This window comes from Trinickia sp. EG282A (assembly GCF_040965455.1).
Lineage (GTDB): Bacteria > Pseudomonadota > Gammaproteobacteria > Burkholderiales > Burkholderiaceae > Trinickia > Trinickia symbiotica.
The window spans coordinates 1358655-1382417 of the sequence record NZ_JBFRCC010000002.1; the positions used below are offsets into that span (position 1 = coordinate 1358655).

The following is a 23763-nucleotide window of genomic DNA, read 5'->3' on the forward strand; positions in this document are numbered from 1 at the left end:
TTTCGATCGATTGCATCGCGGGTGAGGAAGGACATCAACATGATTGCCGGAAGATGGGCTTGGATCGCCGTCGCCGCCGTCTCGACGGCGTTCTGCCTGGCGCGGGCGGCCGCGGCGGACCAACGGGCCGAGCCGGTGCGCCTGGCATTGATCGAAGGCATGTCGGGACCGTTCGCGGATGCCGGCGCGGCCGTCGAGCGCAACCTGCGCTTCGGCGTCGAGCGGGTCAACGCGCGCGGCGGAGTTGAGCTTGCCGATGGACGTCATCCGCTCGAGCTCGTCGTTCTCGACAGTCATGGCAGCGTCGACGAGGCGCTCGTGCAGCAGCGCGCGGCAGCCGACCGCCGTATTCCGTTCGTTCTGCAAGGGAACAGCTCGGCCGTCGCCGCGGCCCTGATGGCGGCCATCGACAAGCACAATGCGCGCGAGCCCGGCGATCGCCAGCTCTTCCTCAACTACTCGGCCGACGACCCGGCATTGACGGGCTCGGGGTGCAGCTTCTGGCATTTCCGCTTCGACGCGCATGCCGGCATGCGAATGAGCGCGCTCGCGGCCGTGATCGAGCGCGATCGGTCGGTGAAGAAAGTCTATCTGCTCAATCAGGACTATAGCTTCGGACGCGACGTGAGCGCGCTTGCGCGCGAGGCGCTTGCGGCCCGCCGCCCCGACATCGCCATCGTCGGGGACGAGTTCCACCCGATCGGGCGCGTGAAGGACTTCGCGCCCTATATCGCCAAAATCCGGGCGAGCGGCGCCGATGCGGTCGTGACCGGCAACTGGGGAAACGACTTGACCTTGCTCGTCAAGGCGGCGCGCGAGCAGGGCTTCAACGGCAAGTTCTATACGTTCTATGGCAACAGTCTCGGTGCGCCTGCCGCGCTCGGCGACGCGGGCGTCGGCCGCGTGCTTGCCGTGGCGGACTGGCACCCGAACGCGGGCGTCGCGCCGATGCCGGGGGAGGCCGGCGGCGCCCGGCAGCCCGATGCGGAGGCGGCGGCCGCTGCCTCGAACGCCTATTACGCCGCGTTTCGCGCGCGCTTTCCGGCCGCGCGCGACGACTATCCGGTGCTGCGCATGGAGATTCTGGTGGAAATGCTCGCCGACGCGATCACCCGCGCCCATACGACGGAAGCGGCGGCCGTCGCCAAAGCGCTCGAAGGGATGCGCTACGACAACGGATTCGAGCGGGTCGAGATGCGGGCCGACGATCACCAGCTGATCCAGCCCCTTTACGTGATCGAGATGGAGCGGGCCGGAGCCCCGGCTGTCCGGTTCGACAACGAGGGCTCCGGCTACGGCTTTCGCACGGTCCTCGCGCTGTCGCCGGAAGCGCCGGCCGAGCCGTTCGCCTGCCGGATGAAGCGGCCATGAATGGGTGGCCGGCCGGCGCGCCTGTGCTACAATGCTCGCTTCGTCGTAACCCACGGCACGGCCGTTCTTCCGTGACCGCCTGTCAGATTCAAAGGAAATCACATGTCTGTAGCTGATATCAAGAAGTCCGACATCGTCGCGCAATACGCGCGCGCCGCGAACGATACGGGTTCGCCCGAGGTTCAGGTTGCGCTGCTGACCTCCCGCATCAACGAATTGACCGCCCACTTCAAGTCGCACGTGAAGGATCACCACAGCCGCCGCGGCCTGCTGCGCATGGTGAGCCGTCGCCGCAAGCTGCTCGACTACCTGAAGGGCAAAGATGCCGACCGTTACCGTTCGCTGATCGAAAAGCTGGGTCTGCGCAAGTAATCGGCGCGGCGGTCGTCGCTTCATGCAAGATGCCTGTGTCAGCATGCTGATGCAGGCATTTTGTTTTTTTCGACCGCGCAAGGCCGCATGAGGCCGCAGAGGGTCGCTGAGAGACGGGCAGAGCTTTGTGTCATTCCAGTGCGGTGCACGCAATAAGAGCCGGAGCGCCGGCGAGCGGCGCGCTGGAATGGCATAACACTCCTCTTCCCGTGTCGCGAGGGCCCGCGGCGTCGTTGCCGGCATGTCTCGTCATGCCGCGCGGCGACAATCGACAACGAAGACGAGCAAAGAGAAAGTGAGAGAAAGCAAGGAGTGACCATGTCAATGTTCAATAAAGTCGTCAAAGAATTCAAATGGGGGCAGCACAACGTTCGCCTCGAGACGGGCGAGGTTGCTCGCCAGGCCACCGGTGCCGTCATTGTCGATATCGAAGACACCGTCGTGCTCGCGACCGTCGTCGGCGCGAAGGCGGCCAAGCCCGGCCAGGATTTCTTCCCTCTGACCGTCGATTACCTCGAAAAGACGTACTCGGCCGGCAAGATCCCGGGCGGCTTCTTCCGCCGTGAAGGGCGTCCGTCGGAACACGAGACGCTGACGTCGCGTCTCATCGACAGGCCGTTGCGCCCGCTCTTTCCTGAAGGCTTCTACAACGAAGTGCAGGTTGTCGTGCACGTGCTGTCGGTGAACCCGGAAGTGCCGGCCGATATTCCCGCGTTGATCGGCGCATCGGCCGCGCTCGCCGTGTCGGGCATTCCGTTCAACGGCCCGGTCGGCGCCGCGCGCGTGGCCTACGTCAACAACGAGTACGTGCTGAACCCGACACGCACGCAGATGAAGGATTCGCGCCTCGACCTCGTCGTCGCCGGCACTGAGCGTGCCGTGCTGATGGTGGAATCGGAAGCGGATCAACTGCCCGAAGACGTGATGCTCGGCGCCGTCGTGTTCGGCCACGAGCAGATGCAGACCGCCATCGATGCGATCCACGAGCTCGTCCGTGAAGGCGGCAAGCCCGAATGGGATTGGCAGCCGGCAGCGAAGGACGAGGCATTGATTGCGCGCGTGACCGAGCTCGCGCAGGCACAGCTCGACGGCGCCTATCAGATCCGCAACAAGCAGGAGCGCTCGAACAAGCTCAAGGAAACCTACGCGGCAACGGGCGTGAAGCTCGACGAAGAGGCGCTCGCGGCGGGCAAGCTGCCTGTCGACAAGGCGACGGTCGGCAACATCCTGTTCGATCTCGAGGCGAAGATCGTCCGCAGCCAGATTCTCTCGGGCGAGCCGCGGATTGACGGCCGCGACACGCGTACCGTGCGCCCCATCGAGATTCGCACCGGCGTGCTGCCGCGCACGCACGGCTCGGCGCTCTTCACGCGTGGCGAGACGCAGGCGCTCGTCGTGGCGACGCTCGGCACCAAGGGCGACGAGCAGATCATCGATGCGCTCGAAGGCGAGTACCGCGAGCGCTTCATGCTCCACTACAACATGCCGCCGTTCGCGACGGGCGAGACGGGCCGTGTCGGTTCGCCGAAGCGGCGCGAGATCGGTCATGGCCGGCTCGCGAAGCGCGCTCTCTCGCCGTGCCTGCCCGGCCCCGACGAGTTCGGCTATTCGATTCGCGTCGTCTCGGAGATCACCGAGTCGAACGGATCGTCGTCGATGGCCTCGGTGTGCGGCGGCTGTCTGGCATTGATGGATGCGGGCGTTCCGATGAAGGCTCACGTGGCCGGCATCGCGATGGGCCTCATCCTCGAAGGCAACAAGTTCGCGGTGCTCTCCGACATCCTCGGCGACGAGGATCACCTCGGCGACATGGACTTCAAGGTGGCCGGCACGGCCGAAGGCGTCACGGCGCTGCAGATGGACATCAAGATCCAGGGGATCACGAAGGAGATCATGCAGGTCGCGCTCGCGCAGGCGAAGGAAGGGCGCATGCACATCCTCGGCAAGATGACGGACGCCGTGGCCGGGGCGAGCACCGAGCTCTCCGAATTCGCGCCGCGCATGATCACGATCAAGATCAATCCGGAGAAGATCCGCGACGTGATCGGCAAGGGCGGCTCCGTCATCCGCGCGCTGACCGAGGAAACGGGCACGACGATCGACATCTCCGACGACGGCGTCGTCACGATCGCGAGCACGAGCAGCGAAGGCATGGCCGAAGCGAAGCGCCGCATCGAACAGATCACGGCGGAGGTCGAAGTCGGCCAGGTGTACGAAGGCACCGTCCTCAAGCTGCTCGAATTCGGCGCGATCGTGAACATCCTGCCGGGCAAGGACGGCCTGCTGCACATCTCCGAGATCGCCAACGAGCGCATCAAGGACATCAAGGACTACCTGAGCGAAGGCCAGCAGGTCAAAGTCAAGGTCATCCAGACGGACGAGAAGGGTCGCGTTCGCCTGTCGGCCAAGGCGCTGCTCAACGAGGCCGCCTCGGGTGGGTCGGGTGCCGTGGAGAGTGAGTCGGCGCCGCAGCAGTAACGCTGCGACGACGATGATGAGCGGCCGGTGCGCTTGCGAGCGAGCCGGCCGTTTTTTTATCAGAATAGTGCCGCGTGAAGTTGCTGCGCGAACCCGTCAGCGAGAGAGGTGAGGTAGATGAGAGCAATCGAAATTACCGAATTCGGCGGCCCCGAGGTGCTCGCGCTGGCCGAGCGGCCAAAGCCCGAGCCCGCGCCCGGCGAGGTGCTGGTGAAGGTCGCCGCATCGGGCGTCAACCGCCCCGATGTGTTCCAGCGCAAAGGGGCTTATGCCCCCCCTCCGGGCGCCTCCGACCTGCCGGGCCTCGAAATCGCCGGCGAGATCGTCGGCGGCGCGCTCGACGACAAGCACAATCCGTTCGGCCTCAGGATCGGCGATCGCGTTTGCGCGTTGCTGGCGGGCGGCGGCTACGCCGAATACGCGGCCGTGCCGCTCGCGCAATGCTTGCCGGTGCCGGCCGGCCTCTCCGATGTCGAGGCCGCGTCACTGCCCGAGACGTTCTTCACCGTCTGGAGCAATGTGTTCGAGCGCGGACAGCTGGGCGCCGGTGAGGGAGGGGCCAACGAAACGCTGCTCGTGCAGGGCGGTACGAGCGGCATCGGCGTGGCGGCGATCCAAATCGCGCACGCGCGGGGCTTCCGAGTCTTCGCGACGGCGGGCACGGCCGACAAATGCCAGGCTTGCGAAGCGCTCGGCGCCGAGCGCGCGGTCAACTACAAGTCGGAAGATTTCGTCGAGGTGGTGAAGTCGCTGACGAACGATCGCGGTGTCGATGTGATTCTCGACATGGTGGCGGGCGGTTACGTGCCGCGCGAGCTGTCGGCGCTTGCCGACGGCGGGCGGCTCGTGATCATCGCGCTGCTCGGCGGCGCGAAGGCCGAGGTGAATCTCAACGAGATTCTGCGCAGGAGACTGACCGTCACAGGCTCGACGCTGCGCGCACGCTCCGTCGACTTCAAGGCGGCGGTCGCGAGGCAGCTGAAGGAGCATGTCTGGCCGCTCGTCGAGGACGGACGCGTGAAGCCGATCGTCTATCGCGTGCTGCCTGCGCCGCAGGCGGCGGATGCGCACGCGCTCATGGAAAGCGGCGAGCACGTCGGCAAGATCGTGCTCGATTGGACGCAAGTTTGACCCGCCGTGCTCGCGCACAGTAAAATTGCGCGTTTTGCGTGCGTGTTATGTAGTCGATCGCGGCAGAGGGACAGAGGGGAGTTCGGGGACGATGGCGAGACAACCTGAGCAACGAGCGAAATGGGTGGTCGGCAACTGGAAGATGCACGGGCGGCTTGCCGATAACGAGGCGCTTTTGCGGGCTCTGGCGAGCGGTGCGGGCGCCTGCTCGGATATCCGGGCGGGCGTTTGCGTGCCGACCCCTTATCTCGCGCAGGTGGAGGCGGCGCTGAGCGGTACTCCGTTCGCCTGGGGCGTGCAGGACGTTTCGGCCCATACACATGGCGCTTATACGGGCGAAGTGGCCGCCGAGATGGCGCTCGAGTTCGGTGCAACGCTTGCCATCGTCGGTCACTCCGAGCGGCGCGCCTATCATGGCGAGCATTCGGAGCTCGTGGCCGCGAAATCCCAGCGTGCGTTGCAGGCCGGTCTGACGCCGATCGTCTGCGTCGGCGAGACGCTCGAAGAGCGCGAAAGCGGTGCAACGCAGGCGGTCGTCGGCGCCCAGATCGACGCACTGCTCGGGAAGCTGTCCGTGGAGGAAACGGCGCGCGTCGTCATCGCCTATGAGCCGGTCTGGGCGATCGGCACCGGCAGGACGGCGACGACCGACCAGGCGCAGGAGGTGCACGCGTTCTTGCGTGCGCGTCTCCTCGGCAAGCATGCGGTGCTCGCAAGCGTACCGCTGCTTTACGGCGGCAGCGTCAAGCCGGAGAACGCCGCGGCGCTTTTCTCGCAGGCGGACATCGACGGCGGCCTCATCGGCGGCGCGTCGTTGAAGAGTCAGGATTTTCTTGCAATCTGCGCGGCGGCGCAGGCGGCGGGCGCGGCGCGCTGAAGGCGCGCGGCGAACCGTGCCGGCTTTGCTTCCGGGTGCGCAAGCGAAAGGCGCTTTGCGCCTAAACCTCAATTCAGGTGAATGTGATGCTGTTTTTCAAAACGTTGGTCATCGTCGTACAGCTGCTGTCGGCGCTCGGTATCATCGGCCTCGTGCTGCTTCAGCACGGCAAGGGCGCGGACATGGGCGCGGCGTTTGGCAGCGGCGCATCGGGGAGTCTCTTCGGCGCGACGGGGTCAGCGAACTTCCTTTCGCGCACCACGGCAATCCTGGCAGCGGTGTTCTTTGCCGCAACGCTCGCGCTGACCTACATCGGCTCGTATAAATCGAAGCCTTCGGCCGGTGTGCTCGGTGTGGTCCCGACGGCGCCCGTCACTGCTTCGGCCGCCGGTCCCGCTTCCGCGCCCGCCGCGTCGGCCGCGTCGGCCGCGCTTGCGCCGGCTCCCGCATCGGGGCAGAGCGCGCCGGCGCCGGCCGTTCCGAAATGATCTTTTTCGCTGAACGTCGTATTTGTGCGTTGAACAAATCCAGCGGACAGGTTAGAATTTAAGTCTTGAAGCGATTCGCGGGTCTCGAAGAGTTGTGTCCCGGGTTGCAGTCAGTGCCGACGTGGTGAAATTGGTAGACACGCTATCTTGAGGGGGTAGTGGCGAAAGCTGTGCGAGTTCGAGTCTCGCCGTCGGCACCAACGTTATCCAATGCCAGCCGCTTGCTTCGCTTCGGCTGGCATTTCCACTTCTGGGGTTAAGCTTGCGGCATCCTTGCGGTGCAGGGGCACGTTGCGCGGGATGTGTGGGCAGTGTGAAGTGATTTTTCGATCGGGGATGGCATAGCAGTCGGTCTCCGTGGCACTTAGAACCAACCGTTAGAGGATAGTCTTGAACCTCGCAGCCTACTTCCCCGTTTTTCTCTTCCTCCTCGTGGGCCTGGGTTTGGGCATTGCGCTTGTCAGCATCGGCAAGATCCTCGGTCCCAGCAAGCCAGATAGCGACAAAAACGCCCCCTATGAATGCGGCTTCGAGGCGTTCGAAGACGCGCGTATGAAGTTCGACGTACGCTATTACCTCGTCGCCATCCTTTTCATCATCTTCGATATCGAGACCGCGTTCCTGTTCCCGTGGGGCGTTGCCCTGCGCGACATCGGCTGGTTCGGCTTCCTGTCGATGATGATCTTCCTCGTCGAACTGCTGCTCGGATTCGCCTATATCTGGCGCAAGGGCGGGCTCGAGTGGGAATGATGGATCGTTAATTGCCGATTTCTCGCGGGCGGCTAAGCGCGCGCCGCTCCGTTTGGAGTGCAAAGCAAATGAGTATCGAAGGGGTCTTGAAGGAAGGGTTTGTCACCACGACGGCTGACAAGCTGATCAACTGGACGCGCACAGGGTCGCTTTGGCCCATGACGTTCGGGCTTGCCTGCTGTGCGGTCGAGATGATGCATGCGGGCGCGGCCCGCTACGATCTCGACCGATTCGGCGTGGTGTTCCGCCCGAGTCCGCGTCAGTCGGATGTGATGATCGTCGCCGGCACGCTTTGCAACAAAATGGCGCCGGCGTTGCGCAAGGTCTACGACCAGATGGCCGAGCCGCGCTGGGTTATTTCGATGGGTTCGTGCGCGAACGGTGGCGGCTACTACCACTACTCGTACTCGGTCGTGCGCGGTTGCGACCGGATCGTGCCCGTCGATGTCTACGTGCCCGGTTGTCCGCCCACCGCGGAGGCGCTCGTCTACGGCGTGATCCAGCTGCAAGCGAAGATCCGCCGCACGAACACGATCGCCCGGCAATAGCCCCAGAACAGATCCAGCTTCCCCACAACATGGCAAGCAAACTCGAGACTCTCAAAGCGAACCTCGAGGCGGCCTTCGGCGGCCGTCTCTCGAGCATCACCGAATCGGTCGGGGAGCTCACGATCGTCGTGAAGGCGGGCGATTTCCTCGACGTGGCGAAGCGCCTGCGCGACGATCGCTCGCTCGGCTTCGAGCAGTTGATCGACTTGTGCGGCGTCGACTATCAAACGTACGGCGACGGCGCTTATGACGGTCCTCGCTTCGCCGCGGTCCTCCATCTGCTCTCGATTTCGAACAACTGGCGGTTGCGCGTGCGCGTGTTCGCACCCGACGACGATCTGCCGATCGTCCCGTCGGTCGTCGAAATCTGGAACTCGGCGAACTGGTACGAGCGAGAGGCGTTCGATCTCTACGGCATCGTCTTCGAGGGGCATCCGGACCTGCGCCGCATCCTGACCGACTACGGCTTCATCGGCCACCCGTTCCGCAAGGATTTCCCGATCTCGGGCTATGTGGAAATGCGTTACGACCCGGAAGAGAAGCGCGTCGTCTACCAGCCGGTGACGATCGAGCCGCGCGAAATCACGCCTCGCGTGATCCGCGAGGATCGCTACGGCGGTCTGAAACACTAAGAGGGCGCCATGGCAGAGATCAAGAACTACACGCTCAACTTCGGTCCGCAACACCCGGCCGCGCACGGCGTGCTGCGCCTCGTGCTCGAGCTCGACGGGGAAGTGATCCAGCGCGCCGATCCGCATATCGGCCTTTTGCATCGCGCGACCGAAAAGCTCGCCGAGAACAAGACGTTCATCCAGTCGGTGCCGTACATGGACCGGCTCGATTACGTGTCGATGATGGCGAACGAGCACGGCTACGTGCTCGCGATCGAGAAGCTGCTCGGGATCGACGTGCCGATCCGCGCGAAGTACATCCGTGTGCTCTTCGACGAGATCACGCGCGTCCTCAACCATCTGATGTGGATCGGCGCGCACGCGCTCGACGTCGGCGCGATGGCCGTGTTCCTTTACGCGTTCCGCGAGCGGGAAGACCTGATGGACGTCTATGAGGCGGTATCGGGCGCGCGCATGCATGCGGCCTACTATCGCCCCGGCGGCGTCTATCGCGATCTGCCCGACGCGATGCCACAATACAAGCCGTCGAAAATCCGCAATGCCAAGGCGCTCGAGAGACTGAACGAGGCGCGCCAAGGGTCGCTCCTCGATTTCATCGACGATTTCTTCACACGCTTCCCGGGCTGCGTCGACGAGTACGAAACGCTCCTGACCGACAACCGGATCTGGAAGCAGCGCCTGGTCGGCATCGGCGTCGTGAGCCCCGAGCGCGCGCTGCAGCTCGGCTTGACGGGAGCGATGCTGCGCGGCTCGGGCATCGAATGGGATCTGCGCAAGAAGCAGCCCTACGAAGTCTACGACCAGCTCGATTTCGACATTCCGGTCGGCGTGAACGGGGATTGCTACGATCGTTATCTCGTGCGCGTCGAGGAAATGCGTCAATCGACGCGGATCGCGAAACAATGCATTGAGTGGCTGCGGAAGAATCCCGGTCCCGTGATGACGGACAATCACAAAGTTGCACCGCCTTCGCGCGTGTCCATGAAGTCGAACATGGAAGAGCTGATTCACCACTTCAAGCTCTTTACCGAAGGCTTCCACGTGCCGGAAGGCGAAGCGTACGCGGCGGTCGAGCATCCGAAGGGCGAGTTCGGCATCTACCTGATCTCGGACGGCGCGAACAAGCCCTATCGCCTCAAGATTCGTGCGCCCGGCTACGCACACCTGGCGGCGCTCGACGAAATGGCGCGCGGCCACATGATTGCGGACGCGGTGACGATCATCGGCACGCAGGACATCGTGTTCGGCGAGATCGATCGTTGAAACGCAGGCGCCGCGCGAAGGGCGAGGAATGCAAGAGCGCTGGGTCTGCCGCGCAATCGGCGGCAGGTTTTCGTTCGGTAGGTTTTGAAAGAGTCGTGTTCAGAAAATGATCTCAGCTGAAGGCCTGAAAGAAATCGATCGCGCGGTCGCGAAGTACCCCGCGGATCAGAAGCAGTCCGCCGTCATGTCGGCGTTGGCCGTCGCTCAGGAAGAGCACGGCTGGCTCTCGCCCGAGCTCATGCAGTACGTCGCCGACTACCTCGGCATGCCGGCTGTCGCCGTGCAAGAGGTTGCGACGTTCTACACGATGTACGAGACGGAGCCCGTCGGCAAGTTCAAGATCACGCTCTGCACGAATCTTCCGTGCCAGCTCGGCCCCCATGGCGGCGCCGAAAGCGCGGCCGAATATCTGAAGCAGAGGCTCGGCATCGACTTCGGCGAGACGACGCCCGACGGCAAGTTCACGCTGAAGGAAGGCGAATGCTTCGGCTCGTGCGGCGACGCGCCGGTGCTGCTCGTGAACAACACGCGCATGTGCAGCTTCATGAGTCGAGACAAGATCGACCAGCTGCTCGAGGAGCTTTCGAAATGACGTCTTTGCACGATCGTCACATCAAACCGCTGATTCTCGCGGGCCTCACCGGCGAGAACTGGCATCTCGAGGATTACGTCGCGCGCGGCGGCTACAAGCAACTGCGCCGCATTCTCGAAGAGAAGATTCCCCCCGAGCAGGTGATTGCCGACGTCAAGGCGTCGGGCTTGCGCGGACGAGGCGGCGCGGGCTTCCCGACCGGTCTCAAGTGGAGCTTCATGCCGCGCCAGTTTCCGGGGCAGAAGTATCTCGTCTGCAATTCGGACGAAGGCGAGCCGGGCACGTTCAAGGATCGCGACATCCTGCGCTGGAACCCGCACTCGCTGATCGAGGGCATGGCGATCGGCGCCTATGCGATGGGGATCACGGTCGGTTACAACTACATTCACGGCGAGATCTGGGAAGTCTACAAGCGCTTCGAGGAGGCGCTCGAAGAGGCGCGCCGCGCCGGGTTCCTCGGCGAGAACATCCTCGGTTCGGGCTTTTCGTTCCAGCTCCATGCCCATCACGGCTACGGCGCCTATATCTGCGGCGAGGAGACGGCGCTGCTCGAATCGCTCGAAGGCAAGAAGGGACAGCCGCGCTTCAAGCCGCCGTTTCCGGCGAGCTTCGGCGTCTACGGCAAGCCGACGACGATCAACAATACCGAGACGTTCGCCGCGGTGCCGTTCCTTCTCGACATCGGACCCCAGAAGTATCTCGAGCTCGGCAAGCCGAACAACGGCGGCACGAAGATCTTCTCGGTCTCGGGCGACGTCGAGCGGCCGGGCAACTATGAAGTGCCGCTCGGCACCCCGTTCTCGACGCTGATGGAGCTGGCGGGCGGCGTGCGGGGCGGAAAGAAGCTGAAGGCCGTCATTCCGGGCGGCTCGTCGGCGCCGGTCGTGCCCGGTGACATCATGATGCAAACCGACATGGACTACGATTCGATCGCCAAGGTCGGGTCGATGCTCGGTTCGGGTGCCGTCATCGTCATGGACGAGACGCGCTGCATGGTGCGCTCGCTCCTGCGCCTGTCGTACTTTTATTTCGAAGAGTCGTGCGGCCAGTGCACGCCTTGCCGCGAAGGCACGGGCTGGCTCTGGCGTGTCGTCAATCGGATCGAGCACGGTCAGGGCCGCAAGGAAGACCTCGACCTGCTGAACTCGGTGGCCGACAACATCATGGGTCGCACGATTTGCGCGCTCGGCGATGCGGCGGCGATGCCCGTGCGCGGCATGCTCAAGCACTACTGGGACGAGTTCGCCTATCACGTCGAGCACAAGCGTTGCCTCGTCGGCGGGCATGCGGGGACGCCGCAGACGGTCGAGGCGGTGGTCGCGTAACGGCGACCTCGGGGCAAAAGGCGAAAGCCCCGGGCTGCGCGGTGCCGGCGGCAAGCAATTCATCGCATCGGCTCGCGCTCGCCGACTTCGCGCGGCGCGCGCGACGCGAGCGAACGAGCGAACGAGCGGTAAATAGGTTAAGGACCATCCACCATCATGGTTGAACTTGAAATAGACGGGAAGAAGGTCGAGGTGCCCGAAGGGAGCATGGTGATCCAGGCTGCCCATAAGGTCGACACGTACATCCCTCACTTCTGCTACCACAAGAAGCTTTCGATCGCGGCCAACTGCCGGATGTGTCTCGTCGAAGTCGAGAAGATGCCGAAGGCCGTGCCGGCCTGCGCGACGCCCGTCTCGGCCGGCATGGTCGTGCGCACGACGTCCGAGAAGGCGGTCAAGGCGCAGCAGTCGGTGATGGAATTCCTGCTCATCAATCACCCGCTCGATTGCCCGATCTGCGACCAGGGCGGCGAATGCCAGCTGCAGGACCTCGCCGTCGGCTACGGCAAGTCCGCCTCGCGCTACAGCGAGGAGAAGCGCGTCGTTTTTCACAAGAACGTCGGCCCGCTCATCTCGATGGAAGAGATGACACGCTGCATCCACTGCACGCGCTGCGTGCGCTTCGGACAGGAAGTCGCAGGCGTCATGGAGCTCGGCATGCTGGGCCGTGGCGAGAACTCCGAAATCACGACGTTCGTCGGCAAGACCGTCGACTCGGAGCTGTCCGGCAACATGATCGATCTGTGCCCCGTCGGCGCGCTGACGAGCAAGCCTTTCCGCTACAGCGCACGCACGTGGGAGCTGTCGCGGCGCAAGTCGGTGAGCCCGCACGATTCCGTCGGCGCCAACCTCGTCGTCCAGGTCAAGAACAACCGCGTCATGCGCGTGCTGCCGCTCGAGAACGAGGCCATCAACGAATGCTGGATCTCGGACAAGGACCGGTTCTCGTACGAGGGGCTCAATAGCGAAGAGCGCCTGACGCAGCCGATGATCAAGCAAGGCGGCCAGTGGCTCGAAACCAACTGGCAGACGGCGCTCGAGTACGCGGCGAAGTCGCTCAAGGGTATCAAGGACGAGCACGGCGCGAATGCGCTCGCGATGCTGGGCAGCCCGCACAGCAGCGTCGAAGAACTGTTCCTCCTGAAGGCGCTCGCCAAGGCGATCGGCACGCCGAACGTCGACTTCCGCCTGCGCCAATCCGATTTCTCCGCCGTGCCCACGGGCGCACCCTGGCTCGGCGTGCCGCTCGCCGAGCTTTCGACGCTCGACGCCGCGTTCGTCGTCGGCTCCTTCCTGCGCCGCGATCATCCGCTGCCGGCCGCCCGTCTGCGGCAGGCAGCGAAGACGGGCGCCAAGCTGCATTTGCTGCATGCGACCGGCGACCACTCGCTGATTCCGAGCGCGAAGACGATCGTCGCCGCGCCGTCGCAGTGGCTGGCCGCGCTCGCCGGGGTGGCCGGCGCCGTCTCGCAGGCGCGCGGCGTGGCGCTGCCCGAAGGGTTCGGCGGCGTCGAGGCGTCGGCCGCGGCGCAAGACGTGGCGGCCGCGCTGACGACGGGCGAGCGCCGCGTCGTCCTGCTCGGCAACAGCGTTGTCCAGCATCCCGATTTCTCGCGTATCCATGCGCTTGCGCAATGGATCGCCGACAACACGGGCGCCACGCTCGGCTTCCTGACCGAAGCGGCCAATACGGTCGGCGCGCATGTCGTCGGCGCATTGCCCGACGCCGGCGGCCTCAATGCACGCGAGGCGTTCGAAAAGCCGCGCAAGGGCTACGTGCTCCTCAACGTCGAGCCCGAGTTCGACACGGCCAACCCGGCGCAGGCGCTCGCGGCGCTCGGTCAGGCCGAGTCGGTCGTCATGCTGACGGCCTTCAAGACCGGCACCGAATATGCCGACGTGCTGCTGCCGATCGCGCCGTTCTCCGAAACGGCCGGCTCGTTCGTCAATGCGGAGGGCACGTTGCAGGGATTCAGCGGCGTCGTGCGGCCGCTCGGCGAAACGCGCCCTGCTTGGAAGGTGCTGCGTGTGCTCGGCAATGTGCTCGGCCTTGCCGGCTTCGAGTACGACACCGTCGAGGAAGTCCGCCGTGCGGCTATCGCCGACGGCGACGGCGCGATCCGCGCCAAGCTGTCGAACCGCGCAGCCGCCGCGCCGGCGGCGAACGGCACGCTCGCGAAGCCGGCCGGCTTCGAGCGCGTCGCCGATGTGCCGATCTATCACGCCGATCCGCTCGTGCGTCGGGCCCCGTCGCTGCATCTGACGGCCGCGGCGCGCGCGGCGCATACGATCGGCTTGCCGGCGGGACTGTTCGACAAGCTCGGCTTGAAAGAGGGCGACCCGGTGCGCGTGCGCCAGGGCGACCGTGCGGTCGTGGCGAGCGCGGTCCGCGATGCGGATCTGGCTGAGACGGTCGTGCGGGTGCCCGCGGCCACGCCCGCGGCGGCGGCGCTCGGCGGCCTGTTCGGTGAACTGCTGGTGGAGAAGGCTTAAATGAGCTTGTTCGATACGATCAATGCGGGCGGCAGCCAGGCGCTCGGCGCGGCGTGGCCCACGATCTGGGCGCTCGTTCGCATCGTCGTGGTATCCGTCGTCATCCTGCTTTGCGTGGCCTACCTGATTCTCTGGGAGCGCAAGCTGATCGGCTGGATGCACGTGCGTCTCGGGCCGAACCGTGTCGGCCCCGCGGGTCTGCTGCAGCCGATCGCCGACGTGCTGAAGCTGCTCTTAAAGGAAGTCATTCAGCCGACGGCGGCGGCGCGCTGGCTCTATCTGATCGCGCCGATCATGGTCGTCGTGCCGGCGTTCGCCGTCTGGGCGGTCATTCCGTTCCAGGCCGGCGCGGTGCTCGGCAACATCAACGCGGGTCTGCTCTATGTCATCGCGATTTCGTCGGTCGGCGTCTACGGCGTGATCCTCGCGGGCTGGGCGTCGAACTCGAAGTACGCGTTCCTCGGCGCGATGCGCGCCGCCGCGCAGATGGTCTCGTACGAAGTCTCGATGGGTTTCGCGCTCGTCGTCGTGCTGATGACCTCGGGGAGCCTCAACCTGTCCGACATCGTCGGCTCGCAGGAGCACGGCTTTTTTGCGAGCCACGGTATCACGTTCCTTTCGTGGAACTGGCTGCCGCTTCTGCCCGTTTTCGTCGTCTATTTCATTTCGGGCATCGCCGAAACGAACCGCCACCCGTTCGACGTTGTGGAAGGGGAGTCGGAGATCGTCGCCGGTCACATGATCGATTACTCGGGGATGGCGTTCGCGCTCTTCTTCCTTGCCGAGTACATCAACATGATCGTGATCTCGGCGCTCGCGGCAACGTTGTTCCTCGGGGGCTGGAGCGCGCCGTTCGGCTTCCTCTCGTTCATCCCGGGCATCTTCTGGCTCGTCCTGAAGGTGTTCGCGCTGCTGTCGGTGTTCATCTGGGCGCGTGCGACGTTCCCGCGCTATCGCTATGACCAGATCATGCGTCTCGGCTGGAAGGTGTTCCTGCCCGTGACGATCCTCTGGGTCGTGGTGATCGGGTTCTGGATCATGTCGCCGCTGAACATCTGGAAATAAAGGGCGGAACGAAATGACCGCAATTCAAAACTTCTTCAAGACGTTTTTCCTGACCGAGCTCATCAAGGGGCTGGCGCTGACGGGCCGTTACGCATTCAAGCGCAAGTTCACGGTGCAGTTCCCCGAGGAAAAGACGCCGATCTCGCCGCGCTTTCGCGGGTTGCATGCGCTGCGCCGCTACGAAAACGGCGAAGAGCGGTGCATCGCCTGCAAGCTCTGCGAAGCGATCTGTCCGGCGCTCGCGATCACGATCGAGTCGGAAACGCGCGCCGACAACACGCGCCGCACGACGCGTTACGACATCGATCTGACCAAGTGCATCTTCTGCGGTTTCTGCGAGGAGAGCTGCCCCGTCGATTCGATCGTCGAGACGCACATCCTCGAGTACCACGGCGAGAAGCGCGGCGACCTTTACTTCACGAAGGACATGCTGCTCGCGGTCGGCGATCGCTATGAAGCCGAGATCGCCGCGTCGAAAGCCGCCGACGCCCCGTATCGGTGACAAGGATTGACCAACGTAGTCAGTAGTGAGCGGTTGGCGCGGCGGCGTAAGGCCGTCGCGGCAGGGCTGGCTTGTGTGCCGGCGACCGCTTGAGCCTCAAGATGGGCTAACGATGAAACGGTGACCATGGAATTCACGACCGTACTGTTCTACATCTTCGCGCTGCTCCTGACGGTGTCGGGGCTGAAGGTGATCACGTCGCGCAACCCTGTCGGGTCCGCGCTCTTTCTCGTGCTCGCGTTCTTCAACGCGGCCGCCATCTGGATGCTGCTCGAGGCCGAGTTTCTCGCGATCCTGCTCGTGCTGCTCTATGTCGGCGCGGTGATGGTGCTGTTCCTGTTCGTCGTGATGATGCTCGACATCAATCTCGACGTGCTGCGGCGCGACTTCAGGCGCTTCGTGCCGATGGCGAGCATCGTCGGCGCGATCATCGTCGTCGAGACGGCGCTGATTCTCTGGCACGGCTACGGCGCGACGACGACGCCCGTGCACGACGCGACGACGGGCGGTGGGGCGGCCGCCGCGCTCCCGAACACGTTCCTGATCGGCAAGGCGATCTACACCGACTACGTCTTCGCGTTCGAAGTCGCGGGCCTCGTGTTGCTCGTGGCGATCATCGCGGCAATCGCGTTGACGGCGCGCAAGGGCAAGGACAGCAAGCGCCAGCGCGTCTCGGAGCAGGTCAAGGTGCGCGCGAAAGATCGCGTGCGGATCGTGAAGATGCCGGCGGAAACGGCGGTGCTCGAGACGGGCAAGGGCCCGGACGCGCCGGGCGAGACGGGCGCGAACGTCGGCGCGGGCGCCGTCGGCAACAACGGTTGAGCATCGAGGAGATAAACATGTTAACCCTGGCTCACTACCTCGTGCTCGGTGCGATCCTCTTTGCGATCAGCATCGTCGGCATTTTCCTGAACCGTCGCAACGTCATCATCATCCTGATGGCGATCGAACTGATGCTGCTCGCGGTGAACACGAACTTCATCGCGTTCTCGCATTACCTCGGCGACGTGCACGGGCAGATCTTCGTGTTCTTCGTGCTGACCGTGGCGGCGGCCGAGGCGGCGATCGGCCTCGCGATTCTGGTGACTCTCTTCCGGACCCTCGACACGATCAACGTCGAGGATCTCGATCAGCTCAAAGGCTAATTCAGGCACTGCGGCCATGACGACACTCAATGAAAATCTGCTGCTGGGCATCCCGCTCGCACCACTCGCCGGCTCGCTGATCGCGGGGCTAGCGGGCAAGGTGGTGGGACGCAAAGGGAGCCACCGGATCACGATCCTCGGCGTGTTCATCTCGTTCGTGCTCTCGGCGATCGTCTACGCCGACGTGATGAACGGCGCGAGCTTCAACGCGACCATCTATGAATGGATGCGCGTCGGATCGCTCAAGCTCGAGGTCGGTTTCCTCGTCGATTCCCTGACCGCGATGATGATGTGCGTCGTGACCTTCGTCTCGCTGATGGTGCACATCTACACGATCGGCTACATGGCCGACGACGACGGCTACGAGCGCTTTTTCTCGTATATTTCGCTCTTCACGTTCTCGATGCTGATGCTCGTGATGAGCAACAACTTCCTGCAGCTCTTCTTCGGCTGGGAAGCGGTCGGTCTCGTGTCGTACCTGCTGATCGGGTTCTACTTCACGCGTGAAAGCGCGATCTACGCGAACCTGAAGGCGTTCCTCGTGAACCGTGTCGGCGACTTCGGCTTTTTGCTCGGCATCGGCCTGATCCTCGCCTATGCCGGCTCGATGAATTACGGCGAAGTGTTCGCGAAGCGCAACGAGCTCGCCGCGATGACGTTCCCCGGCACGGACTGGGGGCTCATCACGGTAGCTTGCATCTGCCTCTTCATCGGCGCGATGGGTAAGTCCGCGCAGTTCCCGCTGCACGTCTGGCTGCCCGATTCGATGGAAGGCCCGACGCCGATCTCCGCGCTGATTCACGCGGCGACGATGGTGACGGCCGGCATCTTCATGGTCACGCGCATGTCGCCGCTGTTCGAGCTCTCCGACACCGCGCTCTCGTTCATCATGGTGATCGGCGCAATCACGGCGCTCTTCATGGGCTTTCTCGGGGTCGTGCAGAACGACATCAAACGCGTCGTCGCCTATTCGACGCTGTCCCAGCTCGGCTACATGACCGTCGCGCTCGGCGCCTCGGCCTACTCGGTCGCTGTCTTCCACCTCATGACGCACGCCTTCTTCAAGGCGCTGCTGTTCCTCGGCGCGGGCTCCGTCATCATCGGCATGCACCACGACCAGGACATGCGCAACATGGGCGGCCTCTACAAGTACATGCCGATCACGTGGATCACGTCGCTGGTCGGCTCGCTCGCGCTGATCGGCACGCCGTTCTTCTCGGGCTTCTACTCGAAGGATTCGATCATCGACGCCGTGGCCCATTCGAATCTGCCGGGGTCGAGCTTCGCCTACTTCGCCGTCGTGGCGAGCGTTTTCGTGACGGCGCTCTACTCGTTCCGGATGTACTTCATGGTGTTCCACGGCGAGGAGCGCTTCCGTCATCCGCAGGATTTCGGCAACGCTCACGGCGCCGAATCGTCGGCGCACGGCGAGCATGGCCACGATGAGCACGCGCATCACTCGCACGAGCCTCATGAAACGCCGTGGGTCGTGTGGGTGCCGCTCGTGCTGCTCGCGATCCCGTCGATCGTCATCGGTGCGATCGCCGTCGGTCCGATGCTCTACGGGGACTTCTATCAGCACGGCGTCGCGTTCGACAAGGTCATCTACATTGCCGATAACCACCCGGCGCTGCACGAGATGGCCGAAGAATTTCACGGCTGGCTCGCGATGGGCCTGCATTCGGTGTCGGGCCTGCCCGTGTGGCTCGCACTCGCGGGCGTGGTGACGGCGTGGTTCCTGTACCTCAAGCGACCTGACCTGCCGGCGACGATCCGCCGCGCGTTTGGGCCGATCTACACGCTGCTCGACAACAAGTACTACATGGACAAGATCAACGAAGTCGTCTTCGCACGGGGCGCGGTGGTCATCGGCCGCGGCCTCTGGAAGGAAGGCGACGTCGTTTGCATCGACGGTATCGTCAACGGAAGCGCGCGCTTCATCGGCTGGTTCGCGAGCGTGATCCGCTTCCTGCAATCCGGCTACATCTATCACTACGCGTTCGCCATGATCATCGGCATGCTGGGGCTCCTTACCCTGTTTGTCACGCTCGGCGGGAAATAAAGGCGGGGAGAGAAAACTCAATGCACTCGTTTCCGATTCTCAGTGTCGCGATCTGGCTGCCGATCGTTTTCGGGCTGATCGTCCTTGCCGTCGGGTCCGACAAAAACCCTGCGCCCGCGCGCTGGATTGCACTCGTCGGCTCGGTCCTCGGGCTCATCGTCACGCTGCCGTTGATCAGCGGCTTCGATTCGTCGAGCGCCGCGTTGCAGTTCGTCGAGCAGTCGGACTGGATCGATCGCTTCCATATCACGTATCACCTCGGCGTCGACGGCATCTCGATGTGGTTCGTCGTGCTGACGGCGCTGATCACGGTCATCGTCGTCATCGCGGGCTGGGAGGTGATCACCGAGAACGTCGCGCAATACATGGCGGCGTTCCTGATCCTCTCCGGGATCATGGTCGGCGTGTTCTCGGCCGTCGACGGACTGCTCTTCTACGTGTTCTTCGAGGCGACGCTGATCCCGATGTACCTGATCATCGGTATCTGGGGCGGCCCGAACCGGATTTATGCCGCGTTCAAGTTCTTCCTCTATACGCTCGCCGGCTCGCTGCTGATGCTGGTCGCGCTGATTTACCTGTACGTGCAAACGGGTACCTTCGATCTCGCCGCCTGGCAGAAGGCGCCGCTCGCGATGACGCCGCAGGTGCTGCTCTTTATCGCGTTCTTCCTCGCGTTCGCGGTGAAGGTGCCGATGTGGCCCGTCCATACCTGGCTGCCTGATGCGCACGTCGAAGCGCCGACGGGGGGCTCCGTCGTCCTGGCCGCGATCATGCTGAAGCTCGGCGCGTACGGCTTCCTGCGTTTCTCGCTGCCGATCGCGCCCGATGCGAGTCACGCGCTCGCGCCCGCCGTCATCACGCTGTCGCTCATCGCCGTCATCTACATCGGCTTCGTCGCGATGGTGCAGGCCGACATGAAGAAGCTCGTCGCCTATTCGTCGATCGCGCACATGGGGTTCGTCACTCTCGGCTTCTTCATCTTCAACCAGCTCGGCACGGAAGGGGCGATCGTGCAGATGATCTCGCACGGCTTCGTCTCCGGCGCGATGTTCCTTTGCATCGGGGTGCTCTACGACCGTATGCATTCGCGCCAGATCGCCGATTACGGCGGCGTCGTCAATGTGATGCCGAAGTTCGCGGCGCTCGTCATGCTGTTCTCGATGGCCAACTGCGGCTTGCCGGGCACCTCCGGGTTCGTCGGCGAGTTCATGGTCATCCTCGCAGCCGTTCAGCACAATTTCTGGATCGCTTTCGGCGCGGCGTTCACGCTGATTCTCGGCGCGGCCTATACGCTCTGGATGTATAAGCGCGTCTACTTCGGCGCCGTCACGAACGATCACGTGAAGTCGCTTGCCGATATCAACGGCCGCGAGTTCCTCGTGCTCGGCGTGCTGGCGGCGCTGACGCTGTTCATGGGCCTCTATCCGAAGCCCTTTACCGATGTAATGCACGTGTCCGTGCAGGACCTCCTCTCCCACGTCGCGCAGTCGAAACTGCCGCCGCTGCCCCAGTAACGCCGAGCGGAGGAACGAAAAGATCATGCAAAACGCCTCTATGACTGTCCTGTTGCCCGACGCGCTCATCATGGTGGCCGCCGTCGTGGCCTGGCTCAACGAAACGTTCGTCGGCGATTCCGGCCGCCGCGTCACCTATCTGATCGGCGTGCTGTCGTCGCTCGTCGCCGGCATCTGGTTCGCGACGCTGATCGTCACCCCGCAGCAGTACTTCTTCTCGCACATGTACGTCGTCGACGGCTTTGCGAGTGCGATGAAGGCGGTCGTGTCGATCGGCTACGCGATCACGATGATCTACTCGCGCAAGTACCTGGAAGACCGCGACCTCTTCCGCGGCGACTACGTGCTGCTCGGCATGTTCGCGCTGCTCGGCCAGCTGGTGATGATCTCGGGCAGCAACTTCCTCACGCTCTATCTCGGCCTCGAGCTGATGTCGCTGTCGCTCTACGCGGCCATCGCGATGCGCCGCGACGCGTCGCAGTCGAACGAAGCGGCGATGAAGTACTACGTGCTCGGCGCGCTTGCCTCGGGTTTCCTGCTCTACGGCATCTCGATGATCTACGGCGCGACGGGCTCGCTCGATCTCAGCGAGGTGCTGAAGGCAATCGCATCGGGCCGGATCAACGACGCGGTGCTGCTCTTCGGCGTCATCTTCATCGTGGCCGGCGTCGCATTCAAGATGGGCGCCGTGCCGTTCCATATGTGGGTGCCGGATGTCTACCACGGCGCGCCGACGGCGATGACGCTGCTCGTCGGCGGCGGCCCGAAGGTAGCCGCGTTTGCATGGGGCCTACGCTTCCTCGTGATGGGTCTTCTGCCGCTCGCCGCCGATTGGCAGGACATGCTGATCATCCTGGCCGCGCTCTCGCTCATCGTCGGCAACATCACCGGTATCGCGCAGCGCAATGTCAAGCGAATGCTCGCCTACTCGGCGATTTCGAACATGGGCTTTGTGCTGCTGGGCCTGCTGGCGGGCGTCGTCGACGGTAAGGCCGACGGCATGGCGAGCGCCTACAGCTCGGCGATGTTCTACAGCATCATTTACTTCCTGACGACGCTCGGTTCGTTCGGCATCGTCATGCTGCTGGCGCGCCGCGATTTCGAAGCGGAGACGCTCGACGACTTCAAGGGCCTCAACAAGCGCAGCCCGGTTTATGCGTTCGTGATGATGGCGATGATGTTTTCACTCGCCGGCATCCCGCCGACCGTCGGTTTTTACGCGAAGCTGGCCGTGTTGCAGGCGGCCCTCAACGCCGGGCTCGTCTGGCTCGTCGTTCTCGCCGTCATTACCTCGCTCTTTGGCGCCTTCTATTACCTGCGCATCGTCAAGCTGATGTATTTTGACGCTCCGCAGGACAACGCGCCGCTCGCAAGCCCGATCGCCAATCGTTGGGTGCTGACGATCAACGGCGTTGCCGTGCTCGTGCTGGGCATCGTGCCGGGTCCGTTGATGACGCTCTGCCTGAACGCCATCGCCCACACGCTGCCCGTAGCACTGTGATGCCCCCGCGCTCACTATCGTTCGCTGCCCCGCAGGTAATCCCCTTGGCGACGGGGCGCTGAGATGTCGGCCGCAGGCTGGTTCGTCGTCCTGTTGGCGGTGCTCGCCGCCAACGTGCCATTCGCCAATCAGCGGCTTTTCGCGGTCCTGCCGCTCGGCGCGGTGAAAAAGAGCGCCTGGATCAGGATCGCCGAGCTGATTGCGTTGTATTTCGCGGTCGGTGCGCTCGGCTTTATGCTCGAAGCGCGCGCCGGCAACCGCTTCGAGCAGGGCTGGCAGTTTTACGCGATCACGTTCTGCCTCTTCCTCGTTTTCGCGTTTCCGGGGTTTACCTTTCAATATCTCGTCAGGCGCCGCTGACGGAGCGTCAAATGGGGAGTGGAGGAGACGTTCCTTCCCTATCGGAGAAAAGCGCATGGCCGACTTGCCCGACAATGACCACGATGCGTCGCTGACCGAGACGCGCCTTTCCGGCGAGACCGTCCACAAGGGCTCGTTTTTGCACGTCAAGCGCGATGTCGTGAGGCTGCCCGACGGTAAGCAGGCTACGCGCGAATATGTCCAGCACCCTGGCGCCGTAATGGTGATCCCGCTGTTCGACGACGGGCGCGTGTTGCTCGAGCGTCAATATCGCTATCCCATCGGCCGTGTGATGGTCGAGTATCCGGCCGGCAAGCTCGACGACGACGAAGACGAGCTCGCCTGCGCGCAACGCGAGCTGCAAGAGGAAACGGGCTATACGGCGCGTGAATGGCACTTCCTTACGCGCATCCATCCGATCATTTCGTATTCGACCGAGTTCATCGACATCTTTCTCGCGCGCGGACTGACCTCGGGCGAGCGCAAGCTCGACGACGGCGAATTTCTCGAGACCTTCGTGACCGAGCTGCCGCAGGTCACCGAATGGATCCGCACCGGTGCGATCACCGATGTGAAGACGATCATCGGCACCCTTTGGCTCGAGAAGGTGCTCGCCGGCGTCTGGACGCCAGGCGACGCCGCGGCGGCACGAGTGTCCGGCAAATAGGGCGTGGTCCGCGCGGTTCGCGCAAGCGCGCTAGAATGAGCCGTTTCGTTCGGTGAACGGTCGTTCACCGGAATCGTTTTCGCGCTACACTTAGCCGCAGTTTTTGTCCGATCGAGCATGAAGGTCCTTGATTTGCAATGTCCGCACGGCCATCGGTTCGAAGGCTGGTTCGCCTCCGTCGATGAGTTTGAATCGCAGTTGTCGCGCAAATTGGTCGAATGTCCCGTTTGCGCCGCGACCGCGGTGAGCCGTGTCCCGTCCGCACCGCGCCTGAATTTGTCGGGCGCCACGAGCCCCGGCGAGAGCGGGGTGGGAAGGCGTGCGTCCACCGGCGACGAGGTGCAAGCGGGTGCGCCCGCCGCGCAGAGGGAGCGCATGCGCGAAATCGAGGCGCGCGCCATGCGTGCTTTGCGTGAGCTGGTCCAGAACACGGAAAACGTCGGCGACCGGTTTGCCGAAGAGGCGCGCCGCATCCACTACAACGAGGCGCCTGCCCGCAATATCCGCGGCGTAGCCACGCCCGATGACGCGCGCTCGCTCGCCGAAGAAGGGATCGACGTCATGGCGGTGCCTGGCGCCTGGGCGTCGAAAGAGTCGCTGCAGTAAGCCCAACAAGGAGACAGCGCG

At 63.9% G+C, this 23763-nt stretch carries 23 protein-coding genes and 1 tRNA gene; all 24 read left to right on the forward strand.

What is annotated here, in order from left to right; all coding sequences use genetic code 11:
- Positions 1–39: 39 nt before the first annotated feature.
- The 24 genes from AB4Y31_RS14250 to AB4Y31_RS14365 all read left to right on the forward strand — a co-directional run bounded on the left by AB4Y31_RS14250 (position 40) and on the right by AB4Y31_RS14365 (position 23742).
- On the forward strand, positions 40–1371 hold the full coding sequence (locus tag AB4Y31_RS14250; protein ID WP_368674423.1) for a branched-chain amino acid ABC transporter substrate-binding protein: 1332 nt from the start codon (positions 40–42) through the stop codon (positions 1369–1371).
- A gap of 102 nt (positions 1372–1473) precedes the next feature.
- Positions 1474–1743, forward strand: a complete 270-nt coding sequence (gene rpsO, locus AB4Y31_RS14255) for a 30S ribosomal protein S15 (RefSeq protein ID WP_018442924.1) — start codon at positions 1474–1476, stop codon at positions 1741–1743.
- Positions 1744–2061: 318 nt separating this feature from the next.
- Entirely contained in the window at positions 2062–4221 is a 2160-nt protein-coding gene (pnp, locus tag AB4Y31_RS14260) for a polyribonucleotide nucleotidyltransferase (protein WP_368674424.1), read from the forward strand.
- Between the two features lie 117 nt (positions 4222–4338).
- Complete coding sequence (locus tag AB4Y31_RS14265; protein WP_368674425.1) at positions 4339–5352, forward strand: NAD(P)H-quinone oxidoreductase; 1014 nt, start codon at positions 4339–4341, stop codon at positions 5350–5352.
- Positions 5353–5443: 91 nt separating this feature from the next.
- The gene (gene tpiA, locus AB4Y31_RS14270; RefSeq protein WP_368674426.1) at positions 5444–6229 is read left to right on the forward strand and encodes a triose-phosphate isomerase; all 786 of its coding nucleotides are present in this window, start codon (positions 5444–5446) and stop codon (positions 6227–6229) included.
- A gap of 86 nt (positions 6230–6315) precedes the next feature.
- Positions 6316–6717 (forward strand): preprotein translocase subunit SecG, encoded by a 402-nt coding sequence (gene secG, locus AB4Y31_RS14275; protein ID WP_368674427.1) that lies wholly within the window; start codon positions 6316–6318, stop codon positions 6715–6717.
- A gap of 115 nt (positions 6718–6832) precedes the next feature.
- A tRNA-Leu gene (locus AB4Y31_RS14280) sits at positions 6833–6917 on the forward strand.
- Between the two features lie 190 nt (positions 6918–7107).
- Positions 7108–7467 carry an NADH-quinone oxidoreductase subunit A gene (locus AB4Y31_RS14285; protein WP_018442919.1) on the forward strand — a complete coding sequence of 120 codons (360 nt, stop codon included), beginning with the start codon at positions 7108–7110 and terminating at the stop codon, positions 7465–7467.
- A gap of 68 nt (positions 7468–7535) precedes the next feature.
- Positions 7536–8015 carry an NADH-quinone oxidoreductase subunit B family protein gene (locus tag AB4Y31_RS14290; protein WP_006052903.1) on the forward strand — a complete coding sequence of 160 codons (480 nt, stop codon included), beginning with the start codon at positions 7536–7538 and terminating at the stop codon, positions 8013–8015.
- A 29-nt stretch (positions 8016–8044) separates the two neighbouring features.
- Positions 8045–8647, forward strand: a complete 603-nt coding sequence (locus AB4Y31_RS14295) for an NADH-quinone oxidoreductase subunit C (RefSeq protein WP_018442918.1) — start codon at positions 8045–8047, stop codon at positions 8645–8647.
- 9 nt (positions 8648–8656) lie between these two features.
- Complete coding sequence (locus tag AB4Y31_RS14300; protein ID WP_368674428.1) at positions 8657–9910, forward strand: NADH-quinone oxidoreductase subunit D; 1254 nt, start codon at positions 8657–8659, stop codon at positions 9908–9910.
- Positions 9911–10016: 106 nt separating this feature from the next.
- Positions 10017–10502: an NADH-quinone oxidoreductase subunit NuoE gene (gene nuoE, locus AB4Y31_RS14305; protein ID WP_368674429.1), complete on the forward strand. Its 486-nt coding sequence runs from the start codon at positions 10017–10019 to the stop codon at positions 10500–10502.
- Positions 10499–11827, forward strand: a complete 1329-nt coding sequence (gene nuoF, locus AB4Y31_RS14310) for an NADH-quinone oxidoreductase subunit NuoF (RefSeq protein ID WP_368674430.1) — start codon at positions 10499–10501, stop codon at positions 11825–11827. The genes nuoE and nuoF overlap by 4 nt, the downstream gene beginning before the upstream one ends.
- A gap of 156 nt (positions 11828–11983) precedes the next feature.
- On the forward strand, positions 11984–14320 hold the full coding sequence (gene nuoG / locus AB4Y31_RS14315; RefSeq protein WP_368674431.1) for an NADH-quinone oxidoreductase subunit NuoG: 2337 nt from the start codon (positions 11984–11986) through the stop codon (positions 14318–14320).
- A complete protein-coding gene (nuoH, locus tag AB4Y31_RS14320; RefSeq protein ID WP_018442913.1) occupies positions 14321–15385 on the forward strand; it encodes an NADH-quinone oxidoreductase subunit NuoH in 1065 nt (354 codons plus the stop codon). It begins immediately after the preceding gene.
- Between the two features lie 13 nt (positions 15386–15398).
- Positions 15399–15887, forward strand: a complete 489-nt coding sequence (gene nuoI, locus AB4Y31_RS14325) for an NADH-quinone oxidoreductase subunit NuoI (RefSeq protein ID WP_018442912.1) — start codon at positions 15399–15401, stop codon at positions 15885–15887.
- A 126-nt stretch (positions 15888–16013) separates the two neighbouring features.
- The gene (locus tag AB4Y31_RS14330; RefSeq protein ID WP_368674432.1) at positions 16014–16709 is read left to right on the forward strand and encodes an NADH-quinone oxidoreductase subunit J; all 696 of its coding nucleotides are present in this window, start codon (positions 16014–16016) and stop codon (positions 16707–16709) included.
- 17 nt (positions 16710–16726) lie between these two features.
- Positions 16727–17032 carry an NADH-quinone oxidoreductase subunit NuoK gene (gene nuoK, locus AB4Y31_RS14335; RefSeq protein ID WP_368674433.1) on the forward strand — a complete coding sequence of 102 codons (306 nt, stop codon included), beginning with the start codon at positions 16727–16729 and terminating at the stop codon, positions 17030–17032.
- Between the two features lie 16 nt (positions 17033–17048).
- Entirely contained in the window at positions 17049–19094 is a 2046-nt protein-coding gene (gene nuoL / locus AB4Y31_RS14340; RefSeq protein ID WP_368674434.1) for an NADH-quinone oxidoreductase subunit L, read from the forward strand.
- A gap of 20 nt (positions 19095–19114) precedes the next feature.
- Positions 19115–20608 (forward strand): NADH-quinone oxidoreductase subunit M, encoded by a 1494-nt coding sequence (locus AB4Y31_RS14345; protein ID WP_368674435.1) that lies wholly within the window; start codon positions 19115–19117, stop codon positions 20606–20608.
- Between the two features lie 25 nt (positions 20609–20633).
- Positions 20634–22109: an NADH-quinone oxidoreductase subunit NuoN gene (gene nuoN, locus AB4Y31_RS14350; protein WP_368674436.1), complete on the forward strand. Its 1476-nt coding sequence runs from the start codon at positions 20634–20636 to the stop codon at positions 22107–22109.
- Positions 22110–22172: 63 nt separating this feature from the next.
- The gene (locus tag AB4Y31_RS14355; RefSeq protein ID WP_368674437.1) at positions 22173–22469 is read left to right on the forward strand and encodes a DUF2818 family protein; all 297 of its coding nucleotides are present in this window, start codon (positions 22173–22175) and stop codon (positions 22467–22469) included.
- A gap of 55 nt (positions 22470–22524) precedes the next feature.
- Positions 22525–23136 (forward strand): NUDIX domain-containing protein, encoded by a 612-nt coding sequence (locus AB4Y31_RS14360; RefSeq protein ID WP_368674438.1) that lies wholly within the window; start codon positions 22525–22527, stop codon positions 23134–23136.
- 117 nt (positions 23137–23253) lie between these two features.
- On the forward strand, positions 23254–23742 hold the full coding sequence (locus tag AB4Y31_RS14365) for a DUF1178 family protein (RefSeq protein ID WP_368674439.1): 489 nt from the start codon (positions 23254–23256) through the stop codon (positions 23740–23742).
- Positions 23743–23763: the final 21 nt, after the last annotated feature.

What these genes read in the sequence shown, in the direction of transcription:
- AB4Y31_RS14250 (WP_368674423.1), top strand. Translation starts at nt 40, where the DNA reads ATGATTGCCGGAAGATGGGCTTGGATCGCCGTCGCCGCCGTCTCGACG.
- rpsO (WP_018442924.1), top strand. Translation starts at nt 1,474, where the DNA reads ATGTCTGTAGCTGATATCAAGAAGTCCGACATCGTCGCGCAATACGCG.
- pnp (WP_368674424.1), top strand. Translation starts at nt 2,062, where the DNA reads ATGTCAATGTTCAATAAAGTCGTCAAAGAATTCAAATGGGGGCAGCAC.
- AB4Y31_RS14265 (WP_368674425.1), top strand. Translation starts at nt 4,339, where the DNA reads ATGAGAGCAATCGAAATTACCGAATTCGGCGGCCCCGAGGTGCTCGCG.
- tpiA (WP_368674426.1), top strand. Translation starts at nt 5,444, where the DNA reads ATGGCGAGACAACCTGAGCAACGAGCGAAATGGGTGGTCGGCAACTGG.
- secG (WP_368674427.1), top strand. Translation starts at nt 6,316, where the DNA reads ATGCTGTTTTTCAAAACGTTGGTCATCGTCGTACAGCTGCTGTCGGCG.
- AB4Y31_RS14290 (WP_006052903.1), top strand. Translation starts at nt 7,536, where the DNA reads ATGAGTATCGAAGGGGTCTTGAAGGAAGGGTTTGTCACCACGACGGCT.
- AB4Y31_RS14295 (WP_018442918.1), top strand. Translation starts at nt 8,045, where the DNA reads ATGGCAAGCAAACTCGAGACTCTCAAAGCGAACCTCGAGGCGGCCTTC.
- AB4Y31_RS14300 (WP_368674428.1), top strand. Translation starts at nt 8,657, where the DNA reads ATGGCAGAGATCAAGAACTACACGCTCAACTTCGGTCCGCAACACCCG.
- nuoE (WP_368674429.1), top strand. Translation starts at nt 10,017, where the DNA reads ATGATCTCAGCTGAAGGCCTGAAAGAAATCGATCGCGCGGTCGCGAAG.
- nuoF (WP_368674430.1), top strand. Translation starts at nt 10,499, where the DNA reads ATGACGTCTTTGCACGATCGTCACATCAAACCGCTGATTCTCGCGGGC.
- nuoG (WP_368674431.1), top strand. Translation starts at nt 11,984, where the DNA reads ATGGTTGAACTTGAAATAGACGGGAAGAAGGTCGAGGTGCCCGAAGGG.
- nuoH (WP_018442913.1), top strand. Translation starts at nt 14,321, where the DNA reads ATGAGCTTGTTCGATACGATCAATGCGGGCGGCAGCCAGGCGCTCGGC.
- nuoI (WP_018442912.1), top strand. Translation starts at nt 15,399, where the DNA reads ATGACCGCAATTCAAAACTTCTTCAAGACGTTTTTCCTGACCGAGCTC.
- AB4Y31_RS14330 (WP_368674432.1), top strand. Translation starts at nt 16,014, where the DNA reads ATGGAATTCACGACCGTACTGTTCTACATCTTCGCGCTGCTCCTGACG.
- nuoK (WP_368674433.1), top strand. Translation starts at nt 16,727, where the DNA reads ATGTTAACCCTGGCTCACTACCTCGTGCTCGGTGCGATCCTCTTTGCG.
- nuoL (WP_368674434.1), top strand. Translation starts at nt 17,049, where the DNA reads ATGACGACACTCAATGAAAATCTGCTGCTGGGCATCCCGCTCGCACCA.
- AB4Y31_RS14345 (WP_368674435.1), top strand. Translation starts at nt 19,115, where the DNA reads ATGCACTCGTTTCCGATTCTCAGTGTCGCGATCTGGCTGCCGATCGTT.
- nuoN (WP_368674436.1), top strand. Translation starts at nt 20,634, where the DNA reads ATGCAAAACGCCTCTATGACTGTCCTGTTGCCCGACGCGCTCATCATG.
- AB4Y31_RS14355 (WP_368674437.1), top strand. Translation starts at nt 22,173, where the DNA reads ATGTCGGCCGCAGGCTGGTTCGTCGTCCTGTTGGCGGTGCTCGCCGCC.
- AB4Y31_RS14360 (WP_368674438.1), top strand. Translation starts at nt 22,525, where the DNA reads ATGGCCGACTTGCCCGACAATGACCACGATGCGTCGCTGACCGAGACG.
- AB4Y31_RS14365 (WP_368674439.1), top strand. Translation starts at nt 23,254, where the DNA reads ATGAAGGTCCTTGATTTGCAATGTCCGCACGGCCATCGGTTCGAAGGC.